Origin of the sequence: Paracoccus everestensis (assembly GCF_021491915.1) — a bacterium.
In the GTDB taxonomy this organism is placed as follows: domain Bacteria; phylum Pseudomonadota; class Alphaproteobacteria; order Rhodobacterales; family Rhodobacteraceae; genus Paracoccus; species Paracoccus everestensis.
On sequence record NZ_CP090836.1, the window covers coordinates 566781 to 586711 of the forward strand.

24 protein-coding genes are annotated in these 19931 nt (G+C 66.8%); 16 read left to right on the forward strand and 8 right to left on the reverse strand.

Annotated features, from left to right (window positions below):
- Positions 1-43: 43 nt before the first annotated feature.
- The 3 genes from LZ585_RS02845 to LZ585_RS02855 all read right to left on the reverse strand — a co-directional run bounded on the left by LZ585_RS02845 (position 44) and on the right by LZ585_RS02855 (position 1445).
- A complete protein-coding gene (locus tag LZ585_RS02845) occupies positions 44-331 on the reverse strand; it encodes an I78 family peptidase inhibitor (protein WP_234854946.1) in 288 nt (95 codons plus the stop codon).
- 5 nt (positions 332-336) lie between these two features.
- Positions 337-696 carry a hypothetical protein gene (locus LZ585_RS02850; RefSeq protein ID WP_234854947.1) on the reverse strand — a complete coding sequence of 120 codons (360 nt, stop codon included), beginning with the start codon at positions 694-696 and terminating at the stop codon, positions 337-339.
- 95 nt (positions 697-791) lie between these two features.
- Positions 792-1445 carry a TetR/AcrR family transcriptional regulator gene (locus LZ585_RS02855; protein ID WP_234854948.1) on the reverse strand — a complete coding sequence of 218 codons (654 nt, stop codon included), beginning with the start codon at positions 1443-1445 and terminating at the stop codon, positions 792-794.
- 233 nt (positions 1446-1678) lie between these two features.
- On the opposite strand from LZ585_RS02855, the gene LZ585_RS02860 reads away from it, so the two are divergent.
- Positions 1679-3106, forward strand: a complete 1428-nt coding sequence (locus tag LZ585_RS02860) for a Glu/Leu/Phe/Val family dehydrogenase (protein ID WP_234854949.1) — start codon at positions 1679-1681, stop codon at positions 3104-3106.
- Positions 3107-3181: 75 nt separating this feature from the next.
- On the opposite strand, the gene LZ585_RS02865 is transcribed toward LZ585_RS02860, so the two are convergent.
- A complete protein-coding gene (locus tag LZ585_RS02865; protein ID WP_234854950.1) occupies positions 3182-4126 on the reverse strand; it encodes an L-threonylcarbamoyladenylate synthase in 945 nt (314 codons plus the stop codon).
- A gap of 115 nt (positions 4127-4241) precedes the next feature.
- On the opposite strand from LZ585_RS02865, the gene LZ585_RS02870 reads away from it, so the two are divergent.
- Genes LZ585_RS02870 through LZ585_RS02885 form a run of 4 tightly spaced genes read left to right on the forward strand, consistent with a single transcriptional unit; the run spans position 4242 to position 7814 of the window.
- Entirely contained in the window at positions 4242-5939 is a 1698-nt protein-coding gene (locus LZ585_RS02870; RefSeq protein ID WP_234854951.1) for an acyl-CoA dehydrogenase, read from the forward strand.
- Positions 5939-6958 (forward strand): MBL fold metallo-hydrolase, encoded by a 1020-nt coding sequence (locus LZ585_RS02875; protein ID WP_234855734.1) that lies wholly within the window; start codon positions 5939-5941, stop codon positions 6956-6958. The genes LZ585_RS02870 and LZ585_RS02875 overlap by 1 nt, the downstream gene beginning before the upstream one ends.
- A 54-nt stretch (positions 6959-7012) precedes the next feature.
- Positions 7013-7171: an aa3-type cytochrome c oxidase subunit IV gene (locus LZ585_RS02880; RefSeq protein ID WP_234854952.1), complete on the forward strand. Its 159-nt coding sequence runs from the start codon at positions 7013-7015 to the stop codon at positions 7169-7171.
- Positions 7172-7190: 19 nt separating this feature from the next.
- Positions 7191-7814: a hypothetical protein gene (locus LZ585_RS02885; protein WP_234854953.1), complete on the forward strand. Its 624-nt coding sequence runs from the start codon at positions 7191-7193 to the stop codon at positions 7812-7814.
- Here the strand turns inward: LZ585_RS02885 and LZ585_RS02890 are convergent.
- Together LZ585_RS02890 and LZ585_RS02895 are read right to left on the reverse strand one after the other, a co-directional pair.
- The gene (locus LZ585_RS02890) at positions 7802-8134 is read right to left on the reverse strand and encodes an AzlD domain-containing protein (RefSeq protein ID WP_234854954.1); all 333 of its coding nucleotides are present in this window, start codon (positions 8132-8134) and stop codon (positions 7802-7804) included. The genes LZ585_RS02885 and LZ585_RS02890 overlap by 13 nt on opposite strands.
- On the reverse strand, positions 8131-8838 hold the full coding sequence (locus LZ585_RS02895; protein ID WP_306753241.1) for an AzlC family ABC transporter permease: 708 nt from the start codon (positions 8836-8838) through the stop codon (positions 8131-8133). The genes LZ585_RS02890 and LZ585_RS02895 overlap by 4 nt, the downstream gene beginning before the upstream one ends.
- Positions 8839-8967: 129 nt before the next feature.
- On the opposite strand from LZ585_RS02895, the gene LZ585_RS02900 reads away from it, so the two are divergent.
- A complete protein-coding gene (locus tag LZ585_RS02900; RefSeq protein WP_234854956.1) occupies positions 8968-9450 on the forward strand; it encodes a GNAT family N-acetyltransferase in 483 nt (160 codons plus the stop codon).
- On the opposite strand, the gene LZ585_RS02905 is transcribed toward LZ585_RS02900, so the two are convergent.
- Both LZ585_RS02905 and greA read right to left on the reverse strand, forming a co-directional pair.
- Positions 9451-10350, reverse strand: coding sequence for a hypothetical protein (locus tag LZ585_RS02905; RefSeq protein WP_234854957.1), 900 nt, complete (start codon positions 10348-10350; stop codon positions 9451-9453).
- A gap of 3 nt (positions 10351-10353) precedes the next feature.
- Positions 10354-10824: a transcription elongation factor GreA gene (greA, locus tag LZ585_RS02910; protein ID WP_234854958.1), complete on the reverse strand. Its 471-nt coding sequence runs from the start codon at positions 10822-10824 to the stop codon at positions 10354-10356.
- Between the two features lie 233 nt (positions 10825-11057).
- Here greA and LZ585_RS02915 point away from each other — a divergent pair, with 233 nt between their 5' ends.
- The 10 genes from LZ585_RS02915 (at position 11058) to LZ585_RS02960 (ending at position 19910) form a co-directional block, all read left to right on the forward strand.
- Entirely contained in the window at positions 11058-12728 is a 1671-nt protein-coding gene (locus LZ585_RS02915) for an electron transfer flavoprotein-ubiquinone oxidoreductase (protein ID WP_234854959.1), read from the forward strand.
- A gap of 87 nt (positions 12729-12815) precedes the next feature.
- Positions 12816-14624, forward strand: a complete 1809-nt coding sequence (locus LZ585_RS02920; protein ID WP_234854960.1) for a tetratricopeptide repeat protein — start codon at positions 12816-12818, stop codon at positions 14622-14624.
- Positions 14625-14628: 4 nt separating this feature from the next.
- Positions 14629-15450, forward strand: a complete 822-nt coding sequence (locus LZ585_RS02925) for a 4-(cytidine 5'-diphospho)-2-C-methyl-D-erythritol kinase (RefSeq protein WP_234854961.1) — start codon at positions 14629-14631, stop codon at positions 15448-15450.
- Positions 15451-15477: 27 nt separating this feature from the next.
- The gene (locus LZ585_RS02930; RefSeq protein WP_234854962.1) at positions 15478-16212 is read left to right on the forward strand and encodes a pyridoxine 5'-phosphate synthase; all 735 of its coding nucleotides are present in this window, start codon (positions 15478-15480) and stop codon (positions 16210-16212) included.
- The gene (locus LZ585_RS02935) at positions 16209-16655 is read left to right on the forward strand and encodes a hypothetical protein (protein WP_234854963.1); all 447 of its coding nucleotides are present in this window, start codon (positions 16209-16211) and stop codon (positions 16653-16655) included. The genes LZ585_RS02930 and LZ585_RS02935 overlap by 4 nt, the downstream gene beginning before the upstream one ends.
- A 28-nt stretch (positions 16656-16683) precedes the next feature.
- The gene (gene acpS, locus LZ585_RS02940; RefSeq protein WP_234855735.1) at positions 16684-17094 is read left to right on the forward strand and encodes a holo-ACP synthase; all 411 of its coding nucleotides are present in this window, start codon (positions 16684-16686) and stop codon (positions 17092-17094) included.
- A 75-nt stretch (positions 17095-17169) separates the two neighbouring features.
- Positions 17170-17964, forward strand: a complete 795-nt coding sequence (lepB, locus tag LZ585_RS02945; RefSeq protein ID WP_234854964.1) for a signal peptidase I — start codon at positions 17170-17172, stop codon at positions 17962-17964.
- Positions 17961-18650 carry a ribonuclease III gene (rnc, locus tag LZ585_RS02950; RefSeq protein ID WP_234854965.1) on the forward strand — a complete coding sequence of 230 codons (690 nt, stop codon included), beginning with the start codon at positions 17961-17963 and terminating at the stop codon, positions 18648-18650. Before lepB ends, rnc begins: the two co-directional genes overlap by 4 nt.
- Entirely contained in the window at positions 18647-19582 is a 936-nt protein-coding gene (gene era / locus LZ585_RS02955) for a GTPase Era (RefSeq protein WP_234854966.1), read from the forward strand. The genes rnc and era overlap by 4 nt, the downstream gene beginning before the upstream one ends.
- Entirely contained in the window at positions 19575-19910 is a 336-nt protein-coding gene (locus LZ585_RS02960) for a DUF1491 family protein (RefSeq protein WP_234854967.1), read from the forward strand. The genes era and LZ585_RS02960 overlap by 8 nt, the downstream gene beginning before the upstream one ends.
- Positions 19911-19931: the final 21 nt, after the last annotated feature.

Below are 19931 nucleotides of genomic sequence, written 5' to 3' on the forward strand. Positions count from 1 at the left end.
CAATGCGGAAAAGGGGCGACTGGCCTGCCGCCCCCCTGCGGGGTCAATAACAGCTGACCCTCTCGATCCGGTTCGCGCGGCCGTATTCGATGTTCAGCCGGTCGGGGCGGAAGTCGGATGTCACCGCATCGTCGGGTCCGATCTGGCGCGTGCCGATGGGAAAGGTCATGGCGGCAAGCACCGTAACCGGCTGGCCCACCAGCCCCTGATAGGCCGAGGCGCGGCAATCGTCCGGCGCCTCAACCGGCGGCAGGGGTTCGGCGGGCATCGGCTCGCAAGCGGCCAGCAGGGTGGCTGCCGTCAGTCCAAGGGCAAGGGTTCTGGCGTTCATGATGTTCATCCGCAATCGACATTGGTGATGATGCCCGCGGCATCCAGGCGGAAGACGATCCGGTTGGGATCGTATTCCTGCGGCTCGATCCCGCGATATTCGACCACGCGGTAATCCTTGGTGATGCCCAGGGTCGGGATCACGCTGCCCGGCTGGCCCACGGCCGAAGCGTGGTTCTTGTTCGCGCCGCACAGGTCGGGCTTGCGTTCGGTCAGGCCTGCCACGCCAAGCACGGGCTGGGGCGCGGGCGGGACATAGGCCACGGGCGCGGGTTCCGGGATGGGCATCGGCGCGGGGGCCGGGGCCATGCATCCTGAAACCAGGGCGGCGGCAATCAGCGGCAGCAGGGTGGTGGTCGTCTTCATGATAAAACTGTCTTCCCTCGGGGTGCCCGTCTGTCGCGGGGTTCATGGGGCCGATGATACAATGCCTGCCCTGGCTTGAGAAGGCGCAGCGCCCCTCACGATTGCATCATCGGCCGGCCGTGCCGGGGCGCGGGCCGCGCCGTTGCGGGGGGCAGGGCGGCGCGCAGGAACAGGTCGGCGGCCGCCTGGATGCCGGCATCCGCGGGAATGTTTCCCCGGCCCAGCAGCAGGCGATCCATCAGGCCCGCGCCGGACAGGGCGATCACCTGCCGGGCCGCGATGCCGGTGTCATCCAGGCACAACTGTCCAGCGGCAACCCAGCGGTCCAGATGCGGCCGGACGGCGTCTTGCAGGATCCGGGCCACCTTGGCGTGAAAGCGGGCGGACAGGCCGGCAAAGCGCGGCGCCTCGGCCAGATGGACCCGGCACAGGCCGGCATGGGCCGGATCGGCCAGCCATTCGGCGATCCGGGCCATGATCACCGGGATGGCTTGCCCGGGATCCAGATCGGCAGGGATGTCCAGCGCGAAGCTGCCGTCCAGGCGCATCGTTTCCGCCCGCATCGCTTCCTGGAACATACGAGACTTGTCGGGGAAATAACTGTAGAGCGTCGCCTTGGATACCCGGGCGGCGCGGGCGATGTCATCGACGCTAGCCCCGGCAAAACCGTCGCGCAGGAAAATCGCGGCGGCCCCGCGAACCACCTGGTCGAATTTGCGACCCGGACTAACCGATTGCGATATGGTCATCTTTGAAATCCAAAATGGGGATTCCCTATCACCAGCCGAGTCAGATTCAACTGCTGAATGTCTGTGTTGCGCAAGAGGGGGCGCCAGGGTTGTGCATCCGGCCCTGTGGCATCGGCGCCGGATGGCAGGGATGCCTTGTTTTTGTTCAGTTTGCGCTTGGCACCCCTTGGCGCGCTGGCATAGCCTTTGGTTTGTCAGCGCAAGAAACCGCCGCCGATATTCAGGAGCTGTTGATGACGATCCCCCACACATCCTTCCGCGCATCGGTCGAGCGGATGTTCACCCATGCCGCCGGCCTGATGGACTTGCAGCCGGGCCTGGAAGAAAAGATCCGCGTCTGCAATTCGACCTATACCGTTCGATTCGGCGTCCGGCTGCGCGGGCAGATCCATACCTTCACCGGCTATCGCTCGGTCCATTCCGAACATATGGAGCCGGTCAAGGGCGGCATCCGCTATTCGCTGGACGTGAACCAGGACGAGGTCGAGGCCCTGGCCGCGCTGATGACCTATAAATGCGCCTTGGTCGAGGTGCCGTTCGGCGGATCCAAGGGCGGATTGTGCATCGACCCGCGCGCCTGGAACGAGGATGAGCTGGAACGCATCACCCGCCGCTTCACCTATGAACTGTCGCGCAGGAACCTGATCTCCCCATCCCAGAACGTGCCCGCGCCCGACATGGGCACCGGGGAACGCGAGATGGCCTGGATGGCCGATGCCTATAAAAGGCTGCATCCCGACGACATCAACGCCAAGGCCTGCGTCACCGGCAAGCCGCGCCATGCAGGCGGCATCGACGGCCGGGTCGAGGCCACGGGCCGCGGCGTGCAATACGCGCTGCGCGAGTTCTTTCGCCATGACGACGTGATGAAAAGGGCCGGCTTGGAGGGCGGGCTTGCGGGCAAGCGGGTGATCGTGCAGGGCCTGGGCAATGTGGGCTATCACGCGGCCCAGTTCCTGTCGGCCGAGGACAATGCCCTGATCACCTGCGTGATCGAACGCGACGGCGCGATCCGCAACCCCCAGGGCATCAACATCGACGCGCTGCGCGGCCATATCCGCGCAACCTGGGGCATCAAGGGCTTTGTCGGCGGCGATTATCGGGAAAACGGCCTGGGCGCGTTGGAGGATGAGTGCGACATCCTGATCCCGGCGGCGGTGGAAAGCGTGATCCATGCCGGGAACGCCGAAAGGATCAATTGCAAGCTGATCATCGAGGCCGCGAACGGTCCCGTCACGGCCGACGCCGACGAGATCCTCAAGCGCAAGGGCATCGTGATCATCCCAGACATGTATGCCAACGCGGGCGGCGTCACGGTCAGCTATTTCGAATGGGTCAAGAACCTGTCGCAGATCAGCCTGGGCCGCCTGGAACGCAGGCACGAGGAAGCCCGGTCCCGGATGCTGGTCGAGGAACTGGAACGGATCTCGGCGGACACGGGCACGAACTTCAAGCTGGCGGCGGGGTTCAAGGATTCGTTCCTGCACGGCGCGGACGAACTGGATCTGGTGCGGTCGGGGCTGGACGACACGATGCGCGAGGCCTTCAAGAAGATGAAGGAGGTGTGGATGTCGAACCCTAAGGTCGATGACATGCGCACTGCGGGCTATGTCGTGGCGATCCGGCGGATCTCGAACGTCTACGGATCGCTGGGGTTGTGACCGGGCAGGGGGCGCTGCCCCCCGCCGCCGTTCCGGCGGCTCCCCCCCGGGATATTTCTTGAAGAAGAAAGAGGCTTAACCGCGGGGCGCCGCGGCGCGGCGCAGGCGGTCGTTGATCGCGGCGCCAAGGCCATGGTCCGGGATCGGGGCGACGGCGATGGGACGGCCTGCGCGGTCGGCGCGGCGCAGGGTGTCGAACAGGCGGGCGGCGGCCTGGGCCAGGTCGCCGGTTTCCGACAATGTGAAAGGGCCGGGGGCGCCAAAGGCGACATGGGTTTCGCCGGATGCCGGATCGGTCACGTTCAGGCGCAGCGCGGCTTGCGGGGCATAGTGGCTGGTCAGTTGCCCTGGCGCGTTCGGGGCGGCTGGGTTGGTGTGGCGATTGTCCAGGTGGCCCATCACGTCGGCGATCGCCTCGGACGGGATGCCGCCGGGGCGCAGCAGGGTGGCGCGGTCGCCGGACCAGCCGACGATGGTGGATTCAAGGCCCACCGGGCAGGGACCGGCATCAAGGACGGCGGCGATCCGTCCATCAAGGCCGCCGTCGGGATCCAGCACATGGGCGGCGCTGGTCGGGCTGATCCGGCCCGAGGCATTGGCCGAGGGCGCGGCCAGCGGGCCTGTCAGGCGCAACAGGGCCTGAGCGACCGGATGGGCGGGCACGCGCAATGCGACTGTTGACAGCCCTGCCGTGACCAGGGACGCGATACTGGACCCTTCGCGCAGCGGCAGAACCAGCGTCAGCGCACCCGGCCAGAAGGCTTGGGCCAGCCGCTCGGCCTCGGGCGTCATGTAGGCGATGGTCCGCGCCGTTTCCAGGTCCGGGACATGGACGATCAGCGGGTTGAAGCTGGGCCGCCCCTTGGCCTGGTAGATCCGCGCGACCGCCTCGCCATTGCGTGCATCGCCCGCCAGGCCATAAACCGTCTCGGTCGGGATCGCCACGACCTCGCCCCCCGCCAGCAGGATCGCCGCGCGGGCCATGCCCATCTGGTCTGGCAACAATCTTTCGGTCTGCATCCGTGACGCCGGGTTTTGGTTGAGCCTTGCCCCAAGCCCCCTAAGATGCCCGCGACGCCAATCTGAATAATCGCGCCGGGGCCGATTGCCAAGGCGCCCATGGGAGGGGGACCAGATGAGCTACAAGGCGCCGGTCGCGCAGATCGACTTTATCCTGAACCATGTTGTGCCGTTTTCCGACCTGTCCCGGACCGACCGCTTTGCCGAAGCCACGGCTGAAACCGCATCCGCCATCCTGGCCGAGGCGGGCAAGCTGGCGACCAACGTGCTGGCGCCCCTGAACCGCGCGGGCGACGAACACCCGGCGGTGCTGGAAAACGGCCGGGTCCGATCCTCGCCCGGTTATGCCGAAGGGTTCCGCGCCATTGCCGAGGGCGGCTGGATCGGGCTTGCGGCGAACCCTGAACACGGCGGCATGGGCCTGCCGCAGGCGCTGAACATGGCGGTGGCCGAGATGATGTCGGGCGCCTGCCTGGCCTTGCAACTGAACCCGCTGCTGACCCAGGGCCAGATCGAGGCGCTGGAACATCACGCCAGCGACGATCTGAAGGCGCTTTATCTGCCCAAGCTGATCTCCGGCGAATGGTCGGGGACGATGAACCTGACCGAACCGGGCGCGGGCAGCGACGTGGGCGCGCTTGTGACCAAGGCCGAACCGCAAGGCAACGGCACCTATCGCGTGACGGGCCAGAAGATCTATATCACCTGGGGCGACAGCGACGTGACCGAAAACGTCTGTCACCTGGTGCTGGCCCGCCTGCCCGATGCGCCCAAGGGAACCCGCGGCATCAGCCTGTTCATGGTGCCGAAGCTGATCCCCGACGACCAGGGCCGTCCGGGGGTTGCCAACAGCCTCAAGGTCGTGAGCCTCGAGGAAAAGCTGGGCATCCACGGCAGCCCCACCTGCGTGATGAGCTTCGAGGGCGCGACCGGCTGGATGGTGGGCGGCGAACACAAGGGCATGGCCGCGATGTTCACGATGATGAACGTGGCCCGCCTTGGCGTGGGAATGCAGGGCGTGGGCGTGGCCGAGGCTGCGTTGCAGCAGGCGGTGGCCTATGCGGTGGACCGCAACCAGATGGGACCGATCATCGCGCATCCCGACGTGCGCCGGATGCTGGCGACCGCCCGGGCCGAGGTCTTTGCCGCCCGCGCCATCGGGCTAGCCTGCGCCACCGCGATCGACCTTGAACGCGCCACAGGTGACGCCGTCCACGCCGCCCGCGCGGCCTTTCTGACGCCGATTGCCAAGGCCTATGGCACGGATGTCGGCTGCCGCGTCGCCGATATCGGCGTGCAGGTCCATGGCGGCATGGGCTATGTCGAGGAAACCGGCGCGGCCCAGTACCTGCGCGATGTGCGGATCACGCCGATCTATGAAGGCACGAACGGCATCCAGGCGATGGATCTGGTGGGGCGCAAGCTGTCGGACGGAGGCGACGCCGCCCTGCGCCTGCTGGACGAGATCGCGGACGGCGCCAAGGCGGCCCAGGCCGATCACCCGCAGATGGCAAACCAGGTGTGGCAGGCATCCGAAACCCTGCGCGAGGCGACCCATGCGCTGCTGGACCACGGCCTTCCCGAACGCTTTGCAGGCGCCGTTCCCTATCTGACGGCGTTTGCGCGCGTTCTGGGCGGGCTTTACCACCTGCGCGCGGCCCAGGCGGGGAACGAATCGCACAAGGCCCTGGCCCGCGTCTTCATGGCCCGCGTTCTTCCGCGCCATGCCGCCGATCTGGCCGAGGCGGTGGCGGGCCTGGACGACCTGACCGGCATCAGCGACGCCGTCCTTGCCGGCGATTTTGCGGCGTGATCGCCTATCCGTTCGACACGCCGCCCGCGCCCGGAAAGGCGGTAACGGTCGCGCCCGGTGTGTTGTGGATGCGCCTGCCGCTGCCCATGGCGCTGGATCACGTCAATGTCTATGCGCTGGAGGACGGCGACGGCTGGACGCTGGTGGATACCGGCTTTGACACGCCCGCCTGCCGCGACCTTTGGGACGCGCTGCTGGCCGGACCCCTTGCCGGGCGCCCTGTCCGGCGCGTGATCGGCACCCATCACCACCCCGACCATATTGGGATGGCGGGCTGGTTCATGGCCCGCGACGGCGCGGACCTGATGATGAGCCGCACCGCCTGGCTGACCGCGCGGATGCTGGTCCTGGATCGGCAGGACCGCGCATCCCCCGAATCGCTGGCCTTCTGGCGCCGGGCGGGAATGCCCGCCGACCTGCTGGAACGGCGCGCGGCAGAGCGGCCGTTCAACTTTGCCGATGTGGTTCATCCGCTGCCGCTGGGATTTGCGCGGCTGACGGACGGCCAGCCCGTCAGCTTTGGGGGCCGCCGCTGGTCCGTTGCCATGGGGCACGGACACGCCCCCTGCCACGCGACCTTCTGGTCGCTGGATGACGACCTGGTGATCGGGGGCGACCAGTTGCTGCCCTCGATCTCTCCGAACCTGGGGGTCTATGCCACGGAGCCGGAGGCCGATCCGGTGGGCGAATGGCTGGAAAGCTGTCAGCGGATGCTGGGTCTGGCGGAAACCCGGCATCTGGTCCTGCCGGGCCACAAGCTGCCCTTCACTGGCCTGCCCACGCGGCTGCGGCAGTTGATCGACAACCACCACGGCGCGCTTGACCGCATGACCGCCGCCCTACGCGACGAACCGCGCACGGCCGTCGGCTGCTTCGACATTCTGTTCAAGCGGCGCATCGGCGCGGGCGAATTCGGCCTGGCCCTGGTCGAGGCGGTAGCCCATGTGAACCACCTGCGCAGGCAAGGCATCGTGACACAGGCGGGCGAGAGTGACGGCGCCCTGCTGTGGGGGGCGTGACAGGGCGGGCGGGATCCGTTATCGCCTTGGCAACGGGAACAGAAGGAACGGCGCATGGCCCAGCATCACCACCACGAAGTCACCGAACACAAAGTCGGCACCATGGACATCACCGAACAGCAGCGCACCTTTGCAGGCTTCATCAAGTTCGCCACCTGGACCGCGATCCTGTCGATCCTGGTGCTGATCTTCATGGCCCTGGTCAACGCCTGATCGCCGGATCGGATTTCCCATGAAAAGACGCGTTTTCCTGGCTGCGGCCTTGCCCGTCGCCCTTGCCGCCTGCGGTGCCCAGAACATCTGGGCCACGGACGAGGAGCTGCGGGCCGCGCGCTTCGTCTCCGACGAGCCGCCGTCGATCACGCTGCTGACGGTCATCGGCATCCCAAGGGGCGAAGGCGGGCATTCGGGGCTGATGATCAACGGCAGCCAGCGGGTGATCTATGACCCGGCAGGAAGCTGGGAACATCCCCGCATCCCGGAACGCAACGACGTGCTTTACGGGATCACCGACAACTTCAAGAACTTCTACATCGACTATCACGCCCGCAGCACATACTGGGTGGCCGAGGATACCGTGTTCGTCAGCCGCGAGGTGGCCGACGCCGCCATCCGCGCAGTTGAAATGCAGGGCGCATCGCCCAAAAGCTATTGCGCGGTGAACACGGGCCAGGCATTGCGCGGCGTGCCGGGGTTCGAGGGGGCGCCGACCGGCTTCAGCCCGCTCAAGCTGCGCAACTGGTTCCTGACCCTGCCGAACGTCCAGTCCAAGCGCCACATGGACGGCGATCCGGCCAACAACCACGACGTGCTGCTGCGCCAGAAGGACGGCCAGATCGTCGGCTATAACATGTAAAGCACGCCGAACAGCGTGAGGGCGCCCGCAAGGATCGCGCCGATCATGTTCTTGGTCCACAGGCCGACCGCCACCGTCACCATGGCGGCGGCCAGCCGCGCAGGGTCGGGCTGGCCCCCTGTCGCGGCAGGCCAGACGACCAGCGGCGCCACAAGAGCGGGCAGCACCGCCACGGGGGTATAGCGCAGCATCCGCAGCACCCAGGGGTGCAGATCGCGGTCGCCAAGCGCCCCCAGGAAGGACCAGCGGATCAGAAAGGTGCCGATGCCCAGCACCACGATGACCAGCCAGATTGTCAGGTCCGATGCGCCGTTCGTCATGCGTGTGCCCTCCGTTCCGACCATGCCTCGACAACGGCGCCCGTTGCCATGCCCAAGGGGGATGCGATCAGCAGGCCCAAGCCCGACGGCAGGCCCGCGAAGACCAGCGATCCCAGGATGGCGACGAAACAGGCGGCTAGATGCGCGGGCGTGCGCAGCATCGGCGCGATCATCGCCAGAAAGGTGATCGGCATGGCGAAATCAAGCGCGATGCCTTCGGGAATTGCCTGGCCCACCGTTGCGCCCAGCCAGGAAAAGATCATCCAGGGCAGGCAGACCACCATCACCACGCCCGCAAAGAACGCCAGGCGGTGTCGCAGGCTCATTTGGGGGTTCGCCTCGTATTCCTGGATCGACAACGCATAGCTTTGATCGACCAGGGCATAGGCAACCCAAGCCTTTTGTGCGCCCGTCGCATTGCGCAGCCACGGCACCAGCGACGCCGAATACATCGCCATGCGCAGGTTCACCGCCAGACAGGACAGGATCACGATGATGACGGATGCGTTGTCCGACAACAACTGGACCGCCGTGAATTGCGACGCCCCCGCCAGCACCAGCACCGAGAACCCTATGACCTGCGCCACGTCCATGCCCGCCTCGGTCGCGACGACGCCGAACAGCATCGCAAAGGGGATCATCACGATCAGGAAGGGCAGCGACTTGATGGCACCGCGCCGGAACATCTCGCGCGCGGTATGCATCGCGCCGTCATCGGCAAGAGGCTGCCGGCTGTCTGGGCGGGAATCAAATGAGGAGGACATGGGGGCTTTCGCATCAGGCCGGATCGCGGCACCTTCGTTGCACGACGCGCAAACAGAAGGCAAGGCCGGGTGCAGATCACGACCCCCATTCCCGACCGGCACCTGAGGGATGCCGCGCGCCTGTGGTGGGGAGCCTTTGCCCCGCCAGTCAGCGCGGGAATTCCCCGGATGCGCGCCTGCCACGGCATCGCGGCCATCGGCGCGGACGGCCGGTTGATGGGGATTGCCGGGTTTCGCGACAGGCAAGGGGGCTTTCTGGCCCACACCCCCTGGCTGGCGCGGCTTTTGTATCGCGCGGCCCCCGCGACCGCTGATCTGGTAATCGACGGGATCGTGGTCGATGGCCCGCGCCGGGGGGTTGGACGCGCGCTGCTGGAGGGGGCTGCGCAGGCCGCGCGCCGCGCAGACCATCCCGGCCTGCAGGCCGAGGTCGAAATGCGCAATGCCGCCGCCATGGCCTTTTACACGGCGACGGGCTTTACCGAGATCGGGCGCGGTGCCTTTGGCTGGCCTTGGTCGGGCCCGGTGGCGGTGCTGCACCGGCCGGTATGATCAGCCGAAATTCCCCGCGATGCGACCCAACAGCATAAAGGCGCGGGCGGACCGCGTTTCCGCCAGAACCGCGATCTGCGCATCGTCCATCTGCGGCAGGTGCCGTGTCAGCATCGCATCGAAATGGCGCAGGAAATGATGAACGGTGTCGCGGAAGATCTCGTCCTGCTGCAACAGGTTGGCCGCGATGTCCAAGGCGACCGGATCCTGGATGCCGCCCAGGGATGCGATCGCGCTGCCCCGTTCGCCCCCGGCAAATCGCCGCCAGGCCGCCGGGGAGGCAGGATCGGGCGGCAGGTCGTCCATATACAGATCCTGCCCGGCCAGAAGCGTCACCACATCCTGCGCCGCGCGCAGGACGCGGGCGTGATCCGGATCCTGCAAGGCCGTCCGAAGGGCGGCAATGGCGGGCGCATCGTCGGCGCCATCGGGAAAGTTCAGCGCGCGGATCAATGTCGGGACATCGACCGAGGCGGGGGGATCGACGCGCGGCGCATGCTGGCGTTGATCGGGGACGGCAGGCCGGGGCACCGGACGGGGGGCTGCGGTCGGGCGGGGCTGGGGGCCTGTTTCCTCGGTCTCGGGCTGCGGACGAGGGGGGCTGCCCCGGGTGGCGGCCATGTCGCGCATCTGGGACAGGCGCTGGCGCAGATCCGCGGCCTCGGCCCGCAATACCGCCAGGGCGCGGGCCATGCCCACCGCCAGCCAGATCAGCGCCAGGGGCAGGATCGTGCCCATGATTGTGGACAGGCGGGCAATGCCGCCCTCGGTTCCCTCGCCCCCTGGCACCAGCAGCCAGAACAGCGCGACAAGAAACAGCCATGCCGCGCTCAGCGCGAGGCCGGTGGTGGTCAGCGCGTCGCGCTGTGCCAGGCTGGTGATGCGGGCAATCAGGGACATGGCTTATTCGAACCGGATCGCCAGGACTTCATAGCTGCGCTGCCCGCCGGGGGTGGCAACTTCGACACTGTCGCCCACGTCCTTGCCGATCAGCGCGCGGGCCAGGGGGGACCGGACGTTCAAAAGCCCGCTTTCGATATTCGCCTCGGCCTCGCCCACGATCTGATAGGTGCGTTCCTCGTCCGTATCCTCATCGACCAGATGAACGATGGCGCCGAACTTGACCGATCCGGTCAGCTTGGACGTGTCGATCACTTCGGCCCGGGACAGGATGGATTCCAGTTCCTTGATGCGGCCCTCGATAAAGCCCTGCTTTTCGCGGGCGGCGTGGTATTCGGCGTTTTCCGACAGGTCGCCATGTTCGCGCGCTTCGGCGATCTGGCGGATGATCGCGGGGCGCTCCTTTGATTTCAGTTCGCCCAGTTCCCGTTCCAATGCGGCACAGCCGCTGCGGGTCATCGGAATCTTGTCCATCGCTGCCCTGTCCTTATGCGGGATGCGTTACCGTCCAAATGCTAAGGCAACGCCCCTGCCATTCGGAATGGCAGGGGCGCGGCCTTGTTGTCGGCACCGTGACCCGAAACGCCGCGTCTTTGCAAGCCCGCACGCGCAAGGGCTGGCATATTTTGGCCGTCGCGTCAGCATTGCCGCGATGCGGCAAAAACGCTACATCCAAGCAACAGCCAGCCACGGGGAGGATCCCAGCCATGACCGACACCCTTCATCCTGAGCGCGAGTCGATGGAATACGACGTTGTGATCGTTGGGGCGGGGCCATCGGGTTTGTCGGCGGCGATCCGGCTCAAGCAGATCGACCCGGATCTGTCGGTGGTGGTCCTGGAGAAGGGCTCCGAGGTCGGCGCCCATATCCTGTCGGGGGCGGTGCTGGACCCGGTGGGGCTGGACCGGCTGATCCCCGACTGGCGCAAGAAGGGCGCCCCGGTCAGGACCACCGTCACCGACGACAACTTCTATGTGCTGGGCGAGGGGGGCCAGGTGCGGGTGCCCAACTGGCCGATGCCGCGGCTGATGAACAACCACGGCAACTTCATCGTCTCGATGGGCAGCGTCTGCCGCTGGCTGGCCGAGCAGGCCGAGGCTCTGGGCGTCGAGATCTTCCCCGGCATGGCGGCAAGCCAGGTCGTCTGGGCCAGGAACGAAGATGGCACCGATCGCGTGCGTGGCGTGGTCGCGGGCGAGATGGGGCTGCAATCCGATGGCACCCCCGGCCCGCATTACGAGCCCGGCATGGAATTGCACGGCAAGTATGTCTTCATCGGCGAGGGCGTGCGCGGGTCGCTGGCGAAAGAGATCATCAACCGCCTGAACCTATCCGACGGCCACGAGCCGCAGAAATACGGCCTGGGCATGAAGGAGATCTGGGAGGTCAGCCCCGAGAAGTTCAGCCAAGGCCGCGTTGTCCACACGATGGGCTGGCCCCTGGGCAAGAACGCCGGCGGCGGCTCGTTCATCTATCACTACGAGGACAACCTGGTGATGGTGGGCTTCGTGGTTCACCTGAACTACGAGAACCCGTATCTCTATCCCTACATGGAGTTCCAGCGCTTCAAGCACCACCCGATGGTGGCCGAGCTGCTGGAGGGCGGCAAGCGCATCTCCTATGGCGCCCGCGCGATCAGCGAAGGCGGCTACCAGTCTCTGCCGGAGCTGAGCTTCGCGGGCGGCGTGCTCCTGGGCTGCTCGGCGGGCATGGTCAACGTGCCGCGCATCAAGGGCAACCACAACGCGATGATCTCGGGGATCGAGGCGGCCGAGGCCGCGGCGGCGGCGATTGCCGCGGGGCGCGAGGGCGACCGGCTGAGCGACTACGACACTGCCGTGCGCACCGGCGCCATCGGCCAGGACCTCAAGAAGGTCCGCAACGTCAAGCCCGCCTGGTCGCGCTATGGGCTTTGGCCGTCGCTGGTGCTGGGCGGCATGGATATGTGGGGGGCCGGGCTGACGGGCCGCAACATCCTGCGGACCTGGAAGCATGGCAAGACGGATGCGGAAGCCACCGGCAAGGCCGCCAAGTTCAAGCCCATCGACTATCCCCGGCCTGACGGAAAGCTGTCCTTCGACCGGCTGACCAATGTGGCGTTCAGCTTCACCAACCACGAGGAAAGCCAGCCCTGCCACCTGAAGCTGAAGGATCCCACGGTCCCGATCCGCGTGAACCTGCCCGAATACGCCGAACCCGCGCAGCGCTATTGCCCGGCGGGCGTCTATGAGGTGGTCGAGGACGCATCGGGCCCGCGCTTCGTGATCAACTTCCAGAACTGCGTCCACTGCAAGACCTGCGACATCAAGGACCCCTCGCAGAACATCGTCTGGACCACCCCGCAGGGCGGCGACGGACCAAACTACCCGAATATGTGATAAAAGGGACGGGGGCGGGCGTTGCCCCGGTCCTGGCGCCGCGCTAGGGTCGGCAAAACATTTTTGTGACCTTCCGGGATGGATGCCGTGACCCTGACCCGCCCGAATCTGGCCCTGATTGCCGCCTTTCTGGCGGCCCTATCGCTGCCTGCCGATGCACAGGATCGGCCCGAACCGCGCCCCGAGGCCGAGACACCTGCGGATGCCGCGCCCGTGGCAGACCCCGCGCCGCTGACCTTTGGTCTGGCCGGGCCGTTTCTGGCGGCGCGCATGGCCACGGTGGAAAACGACTTCCAGGCCGCTGCACGGTTCTTCGTGCAGGCCGTCGCCCATGATCCCGACGACCGCTTCTTGCAGGACAGCGCCTTGGTGGCCCTGGTATCTGCCGGGGAAATCGACCGCGCCGTGGCCCTCGCCACCCGCATCGGGTCCGAAGGGGAACCGACCGAACTGTCCCGCCTGGTCCATCGTGCCGATCTTGTCCATTCCGGGGATTGGGCGCGGCTGCTGGCCGATGTGGCCACGCCTGCCGACGCGGAATCCGAAGCGGACCTGCTGGCCGGGATGCTGCGCGGCTGGGGCCTTTTGGGCGCGGGCAAGGCCTCCGAGGCCTTGGCGGAGTTCGAGCGTTTGGCCCGGCTGGATGGCGTGGCGCCCATGGTGAATTATCACTTGGCCCTCGCCCGTGCCCTGGTCGGCGATTACGAGGGGGCCGAGGCGCTGCTGGCAGACGACATGACCGGCGCGCATATCCTGGGCTTTGCCGCCCGCGCGCAGATCCTGGCCCAACTGGAACGCCGCGATGACGCCGTCGCCATGATCGAGGCAATACCCGGGGTCGAGGCCGAACCCCAGTTGCTGGCCCTGCGCGACAGGCTGCAATCGGGCCAGCCGGTCACATTCGATGTGGTGAAAACCCCGGCGGACGGCATCGCGCAGGTGTTCCTGACCTTTGCATCCGCCCTGATGTCCAGCCCCGATCCCGAACCCTTGTCGCTGATCCATGCCCGCCTGGCATCCTGGCTGTCCCCCGACACGCCCGAAGCGCGGCTGATGGTGGCGCAGATTCTGCAGGAACGCCAGCAGTTCGACCTGGCTGAACCCGAATTCGACACGCTGCGCCGGATGGGCCAGATGCGTCCTGTCGCCGAACTGGCGCGCATCGACGCCCTGTCGCGCGCGGGCCGCACGGACGAGGCGGGCAAGGCCGCGCTGTCGCTGACCGCCGCCTATCCCGACCTGCCGCAGGCCTGGATCGCGCTTGGCGACCTGCTGCGCCAGCAGGAGAAATTCGCCCAGGCCGTGCCTGCCTATGACAAGGCCATGGCCCTGCTGGAAGGCGCCCCGGCCGAGGCCCGGTGGTTTCCCCTTTATGCGCGTGGCATCGCCCTGGAACGGTCCCGGCAGTTCGACCGGGCCGAGGCCGATTTCCTGGCCGCCATCGAAATCCGGCCAAACCAGGCCAGCCTTCTGAATTATCTGGGTTACAGCTGGATCGACCGGAACGAGAACCTGGACCGCGCGCTTGGCCTGATCGAAAAGGCGGTGCAGCTGTCGCCGGACGACGGCTATATCCTCGATTCGCTTGCCTGGGCTTATTACCGCCTTGGCCGTTACCAGGAAGCCGTGGCGCCGATGGAAGCCGCGATCCTGACCATGTCGCAGGATCCGCTGGTGAACGATCACTTGGGCGACATCTACTGGAAGGTCGGCCGCCACCGAGAGGCTGAAATCCAGTGGCAGCGCGCCTTGTCGCTGGACCCGACCGACACGGACGACGTGGACCCGGACCGTATCCGCGCCAAGCTGGACCGTGGCCTGGATGCGGTGCTGGCCGAGGAAGCGGCCGGTCCCGTGGAAACCCCGGCGCCCGCCTCGCAGGCCGCGAACGACTAAGGCAATGCCCGTTACCGAGACCGCGCCAGCCAAGCTGAACCTTGCGCTGCACGTCACGGGCCGACGTGCCGATGGCTATCACCTGCTGGATTCGCTGGTGGCTTTCGCGGGGGTGGGGGATGTGGTGAGGCTGGAACCCGGCCCCCTGTCCCTGCAGGTCGAGGGGCCTTTCGCGGACGGCCTGTCGGGTCAGGACAACCTCTGCCTGCGGGCCGCACGGCTTGTGGGTGCAAAGGCCGCGATTCGGCTTACCAAGAACCTGCCGGTCGCGTCGGGCATCGGCGGCGGATCGGCGGATGCGGCCGCAGTGCTGCGCGGTCTGGCACGGATGGGCCACCCGCTGCCTGCGGATGCGGAACGGCTGGGCGCGGATGTGCCGGTTTGCCTGCTGTCCACCCCTGCCCGGATGCAGGGAGTGGGCGAGGTCGTGACTGCTCTGCCAGCGCTGCCCGCAATCCCGCTGGTCCTGGTCAACCCGGGGGTTGCGGTTTCAACCCCGCAGGTCTTTGCGGCGATGGTGCGGCGCGACAACCCGCCCCTGCCGGATATTCCCCGCTTTGCCGGCCTGACCGATCTGGCAAGCTGGCTGGGCCTGACGCGCAACGATCTGGAACCCGCCGCCCTGTCCATCGCCCCGGTGATCGGGCAGGTGCTGGACGGCCTGCGGGCGACAGGCGCCGCCTTTGCGCGTATGTCGGGATCGGGGGCGACCTGCTTTGGGCTTTACGACAGTTCTGACCGCGCCCGGATTGCCGCCAATGTTTTGAAACAGCATGGCTGGTGGGCCGTCGCGACGGAACTGGCACCCCCGCCTGCGCCCCGCTAGACTGGCGCAAAGCCTTTCGGAGGGACCATGCTGCGTCTTGGCGTCAACATCGATCACGTCGCAACCATTCGCAACGCGCGCGGCACGCCCTGGCCCGACCCCCTGCGCGCCGCACGCCTGGCCGAAGCCGCGGGCGCCGACGGCATCACCGCCCATCTGCGCGAAGACCGCCGCCATATCAGCGACGCCGATATCGACGCGCTGATGGCGAACCTGCGGCTGCCGCTGAACCTGGAAATGGCCGCCACCGCGGAAATGCAGGCCATCGCCCTGCGCCACCGCCCCCATGCCGTCTGCATCGTTCCCGAAAAGCGCGAGGAACGCACCACCGAAGGGGGGCTGGACGTGGCAGGAAACCAGGCAATGCTGGCGGATTACATCGCCCCCCTGCGCGAGGCGGGCTGCCGTGTGTCGCTGTTCATCGGCCATGACGCCGCGCAGATCGAGGCCGCCGCCCGCATCGGCGCGGCGGTCGTGGAACTGCACACCGGCGCCTATTGCGACCTGGACACCGAGGGCCGCCACCTTGACCGCGACAGGGAACTGGCCGGGCTGGTCGAAGGCGCGCGTTTTGCCGACAGCCTGGGGCTGGAGGTCCATGCAGGCCACGGCCTGACCTTCGACACGGTAGGCCCCATCGCCGCCATCCCGCAGGTCAAGGAATTGAACATCGGCCATTTCCTGATCGCGGAATCGGTCTTTATCGGTTTGGATGGCGCAATTCGGGAAATGCGGCGCTGCATGGAAGGGGCGCGGGCATGATCCGGCTGGCGGCTGCCTTTTTGCTGCTGGCGGGGCCGCTTCAGGCCCAGCAGGTCGAGGTGAAGCCCTGCGGCGATGGCGACCGTGTCGATGCCATCGCCGAGCCGTGGGAAAGCAACACCGCCACCTATGCCGACGGCGATATCCGCGTGGCCCTGCTGGACATGGTCGAACCCGCTGGCGGGGCCTGGAAGCTGGCCGTCATCAGCCCGCCGCGCGACGAGTTGGGGCTGCGGCAATGCCGCGTGATCGGCGCGGACGGCATCGGCTTCTATGGCCTGGATTTCGCCTTACGCCAGGCGGACTATGATCCCCAGAAGGGGCTGGTGCTGACATTGCCCGCAACCCGCTATGCCGACGCTGCCCCCGAAGGCGAGCCCTACAGGCTGGTGGTCACGATCAACCAGCAGACCGGCGAGATCGCGACAGAGGTGCGGGAATGACGGTCCCTTCCAGCTTGGGATGGTCGCCATGATCCTGGGCATCGGCACCGACCTTGCCAATATCGACCGCATTGCCGGCACGCTGGATCGTTTCGGCGACCGCTTCCGCACCCGCGTCTTCACGCCAACCGAACTGGCCAAGGCCGCGCGCCGCAGGGACGAGGCAGGCACCCTGGCGAAACGCTGGGCCGCGAAAGAGGCGTGCAGCAAGGCGCTGGGCACCGGGCTGGCCATGGGGATCAGCTGGCGCGACATGGCGGTCAGCAACCTGCGATCCGGCCAGCCGGTGATGGAACTGACCGGCTGGGCCGCCGACCGGCTGGCGCGGATGACGCCGCCGGGCCACCATGCCGTCGTTCACGTCACCTTGACCGACGATCACCCCTGGGCGCAGGCTTTCGTGGTGATCGAGGCGCGGCCCGGGCCTGCCCAATCTTGACTTTTCCCCCCGCCGGGGACCATGAACGCGCCGATGCGGCCATTCGCCCGCGCTTGATGACGAAGGACGACGCTTATGGCCGACAGCACGGCGGGCAAGAAAAAGGAAGGTGTGTGGGAAACGGTCAAGACCGTGTTCTGGGCGCTTGTCATCGCGGGCATCTTCCGCACGCTGTTCTTCCAGCCCTTCTGGATCCCGTCAGGCTCAATGAAGGACACGCTGCTGATCGGCGACTTCCTGTTCGTCAACAAGATGGCCTATGGCTACTCCCGATATTCCTGCCCTTTCTCGATCTGTCCCATCAGCGGCCGGATCCTGGGGTCCGAACCCGAGCGCGGCGATGTGGTCGTGTTCCGCCACCCCACGCGCGGCGTCGATTTCATCAAGCGGCTGATCGGCCTGCCGGGCGACACGATCCAGATGCGCAATGGCCGGTTGTGGATCAACGACCAGGAAGTTCCCATCACGCCCGCCAGCGATTTCGTGGAAATCAAGCAACAGCAAGGACCGCAGGGCCTGATCCCGCGCTGCGTGAACGAGCCGGTGCCCGAAGGGGGCGAATGCATCAAGCAGCGCTTCACCGAAACCCTGCCGAACGGACGCAGCCACGACATCCTGAACATCCAGGACGGCGCCTTCGCGGACGACACGCCCACCTTTACCGTGCCAGAAGGCCAGTATTTCTTCATGGGCGACAACCGCGACAATTCCGAGGATTCGCGTTTCCCCCAGGAAATCGGCGGCCTGGGCTTCGTGCCCGCGCAGTACCTGATCGGGCGCGCCGACCGGATCATGTTCTCCTCGGCGGGGCGGTCGCTTCTGTATTTCTGGACCTGGCGGGCCGACCGCTTCTTCAAGGCGGTCGATTGAAACCCGGAGCCGACATCCGCGCCTTCATGGCCCGGCTTGGGCACGACTTCGCGCGTCCCGAACTGCTGGTGCGCGCGCTGACGCATGGCTCCATCGCCTCCGCCACGCGGCCCGACAACCAGCGGCTGGAATTCCTGGGCGACCGCGTCCTGGGCCTGGTCATGGCCGAGGCCTTGTTCGACGCCGACAAATCAGCCAGCGAGGGCCAGCTTGCGCCGCGATACAACGCGCTGGTCCGGGGCGAAACCTGCGCCGCCATTGCCCGAGAGATCGGTTTGGGCGATGTGCTGAAGCTGGGCCGGTCCGAGATGATGTCGGGGGGGCGCCGCAAGGAAGCCCTGCTTGCCGACGCGATGGAGGCTGTGCTGGCCGCCGTTTATCTGGACGCGGGTTTCGATGCCGCGCGCCGGATCGTGATGCGCTTGTGGGCGGGCCGCCTGGACAGCCTGGAGGACGATCCCCGCGATGCCAAGACGGCGTTGCAGGAATGGGCGCAGGCCAATGGAATGCCGCCCCCCGCTTACATCCAGACCGAACGCAGCGGCCCGGATCACGCGCCGATCTTCCTGATCACCGCACGCCTGGCCGATGGCCGCGAGTCGCAGGCCCAGGGCGCGGGCACCAAACGCAGCATCGAACAGGCGGCGGCGCAAACGCTGCTGGACCGGCTGGAGGGCCGCGCATGACCGATACCACACCAACCGCCACAGGTCCGACCCGCGCCGGTTTCGTCGCCTTGATCGGCGAACCCAATGCCGGAAAATCCACGCTGCTCAATCAGATGGTCGGCGCCAAGGTCAGCATTGTCACCCACAAGGTGCAGACGACGCGCGCGCGCATCCGGGGCATCGCGATCCACGAGGCGGCGCAGATCGTCTTTGTGGACACGCCCGGCATCTTTCGCCCGCGCCGCCGGCTGGACCGGTCCATGGTCAAGGCCGCCTGGGGCGGGGCAGCCGACGCCGATATCGTCCTGCTGCTGGTCGAGGCGCATCGGGGACTGACCGAAGGCGCCAAGGCGATCATCGAGTCGCTGAAGGCCTTGGATGGCCAGACTCCCGTGGGGCTGATCATCAACAAGATCGACCGCGTCAGGGCCGAAACGCTGCTGGCATTGTCGGCCGAACTGAACGCGGCCTATCCCTTTGTCAGCACCTTCATGATTTCCGCCGAAAAGGGCTATGGCTGCGACCAGTTGCGCGACTGGCTGGCCGCGACCCTGCCCGAAAGCCCCTGGTTGTATCCCGAAGACCAGATCGCGGACTTGCCGATGCGGATGATCGCGGCGGAAATCACCCGCGAAAAGCTGACCCTGCGCCTACACGAGGAGATCCCCTATCAGTTGACGGTGGAAACCGAGGCCTGGGAAGAACGCAATGACGGATCCGCAAAGGTGGACCAGATCGTCTATGTGTCGCGTCCCGGCCACAAGGGCATCGTCCTTGGCAAGGGCGGAGAGACGATCAAGGCCGTGGGCCAGGCCGCCCGCGCCGAGCTTGAGGAATTCATGGGCCGCCGCGTCCATCTGTTCCTGCAGGTGAAGGTCCGGGAAAACTGGTTGGACGAGGCCGAGCGCTATAACGAAATGGGCCTCGATTTCCGCGACGGCGATGCCTGAACCAAGGCTTGCGTCGGGCATCTGGGTTTCGGCCTATCTGGCGCGTCTGGGGCTTGCCAATATCCCCGCCTATGTGACCGCGCGCGGCGACGCGACCGCCGGTGCGGTGCTGGTGAAATGCGCCTTGCTGGACGGGACCGCCATGCTTTACGGGCGCGAATGGAATATCGATACCGACAGTCGCCCCTGGCAGGTGATGGCCGAAGGGCCGGAACGCGACGTGGACGGGGCCATTGCCCGGCAGCGCGGCTTCGACCCCGACCTGTGGGTGATCGAGATCGAGAGCCGCGATGGCCGCACCTTGCTGGACAAGCCGGGACTGGCGTGATCACGGTTTGCAGCCTATGCA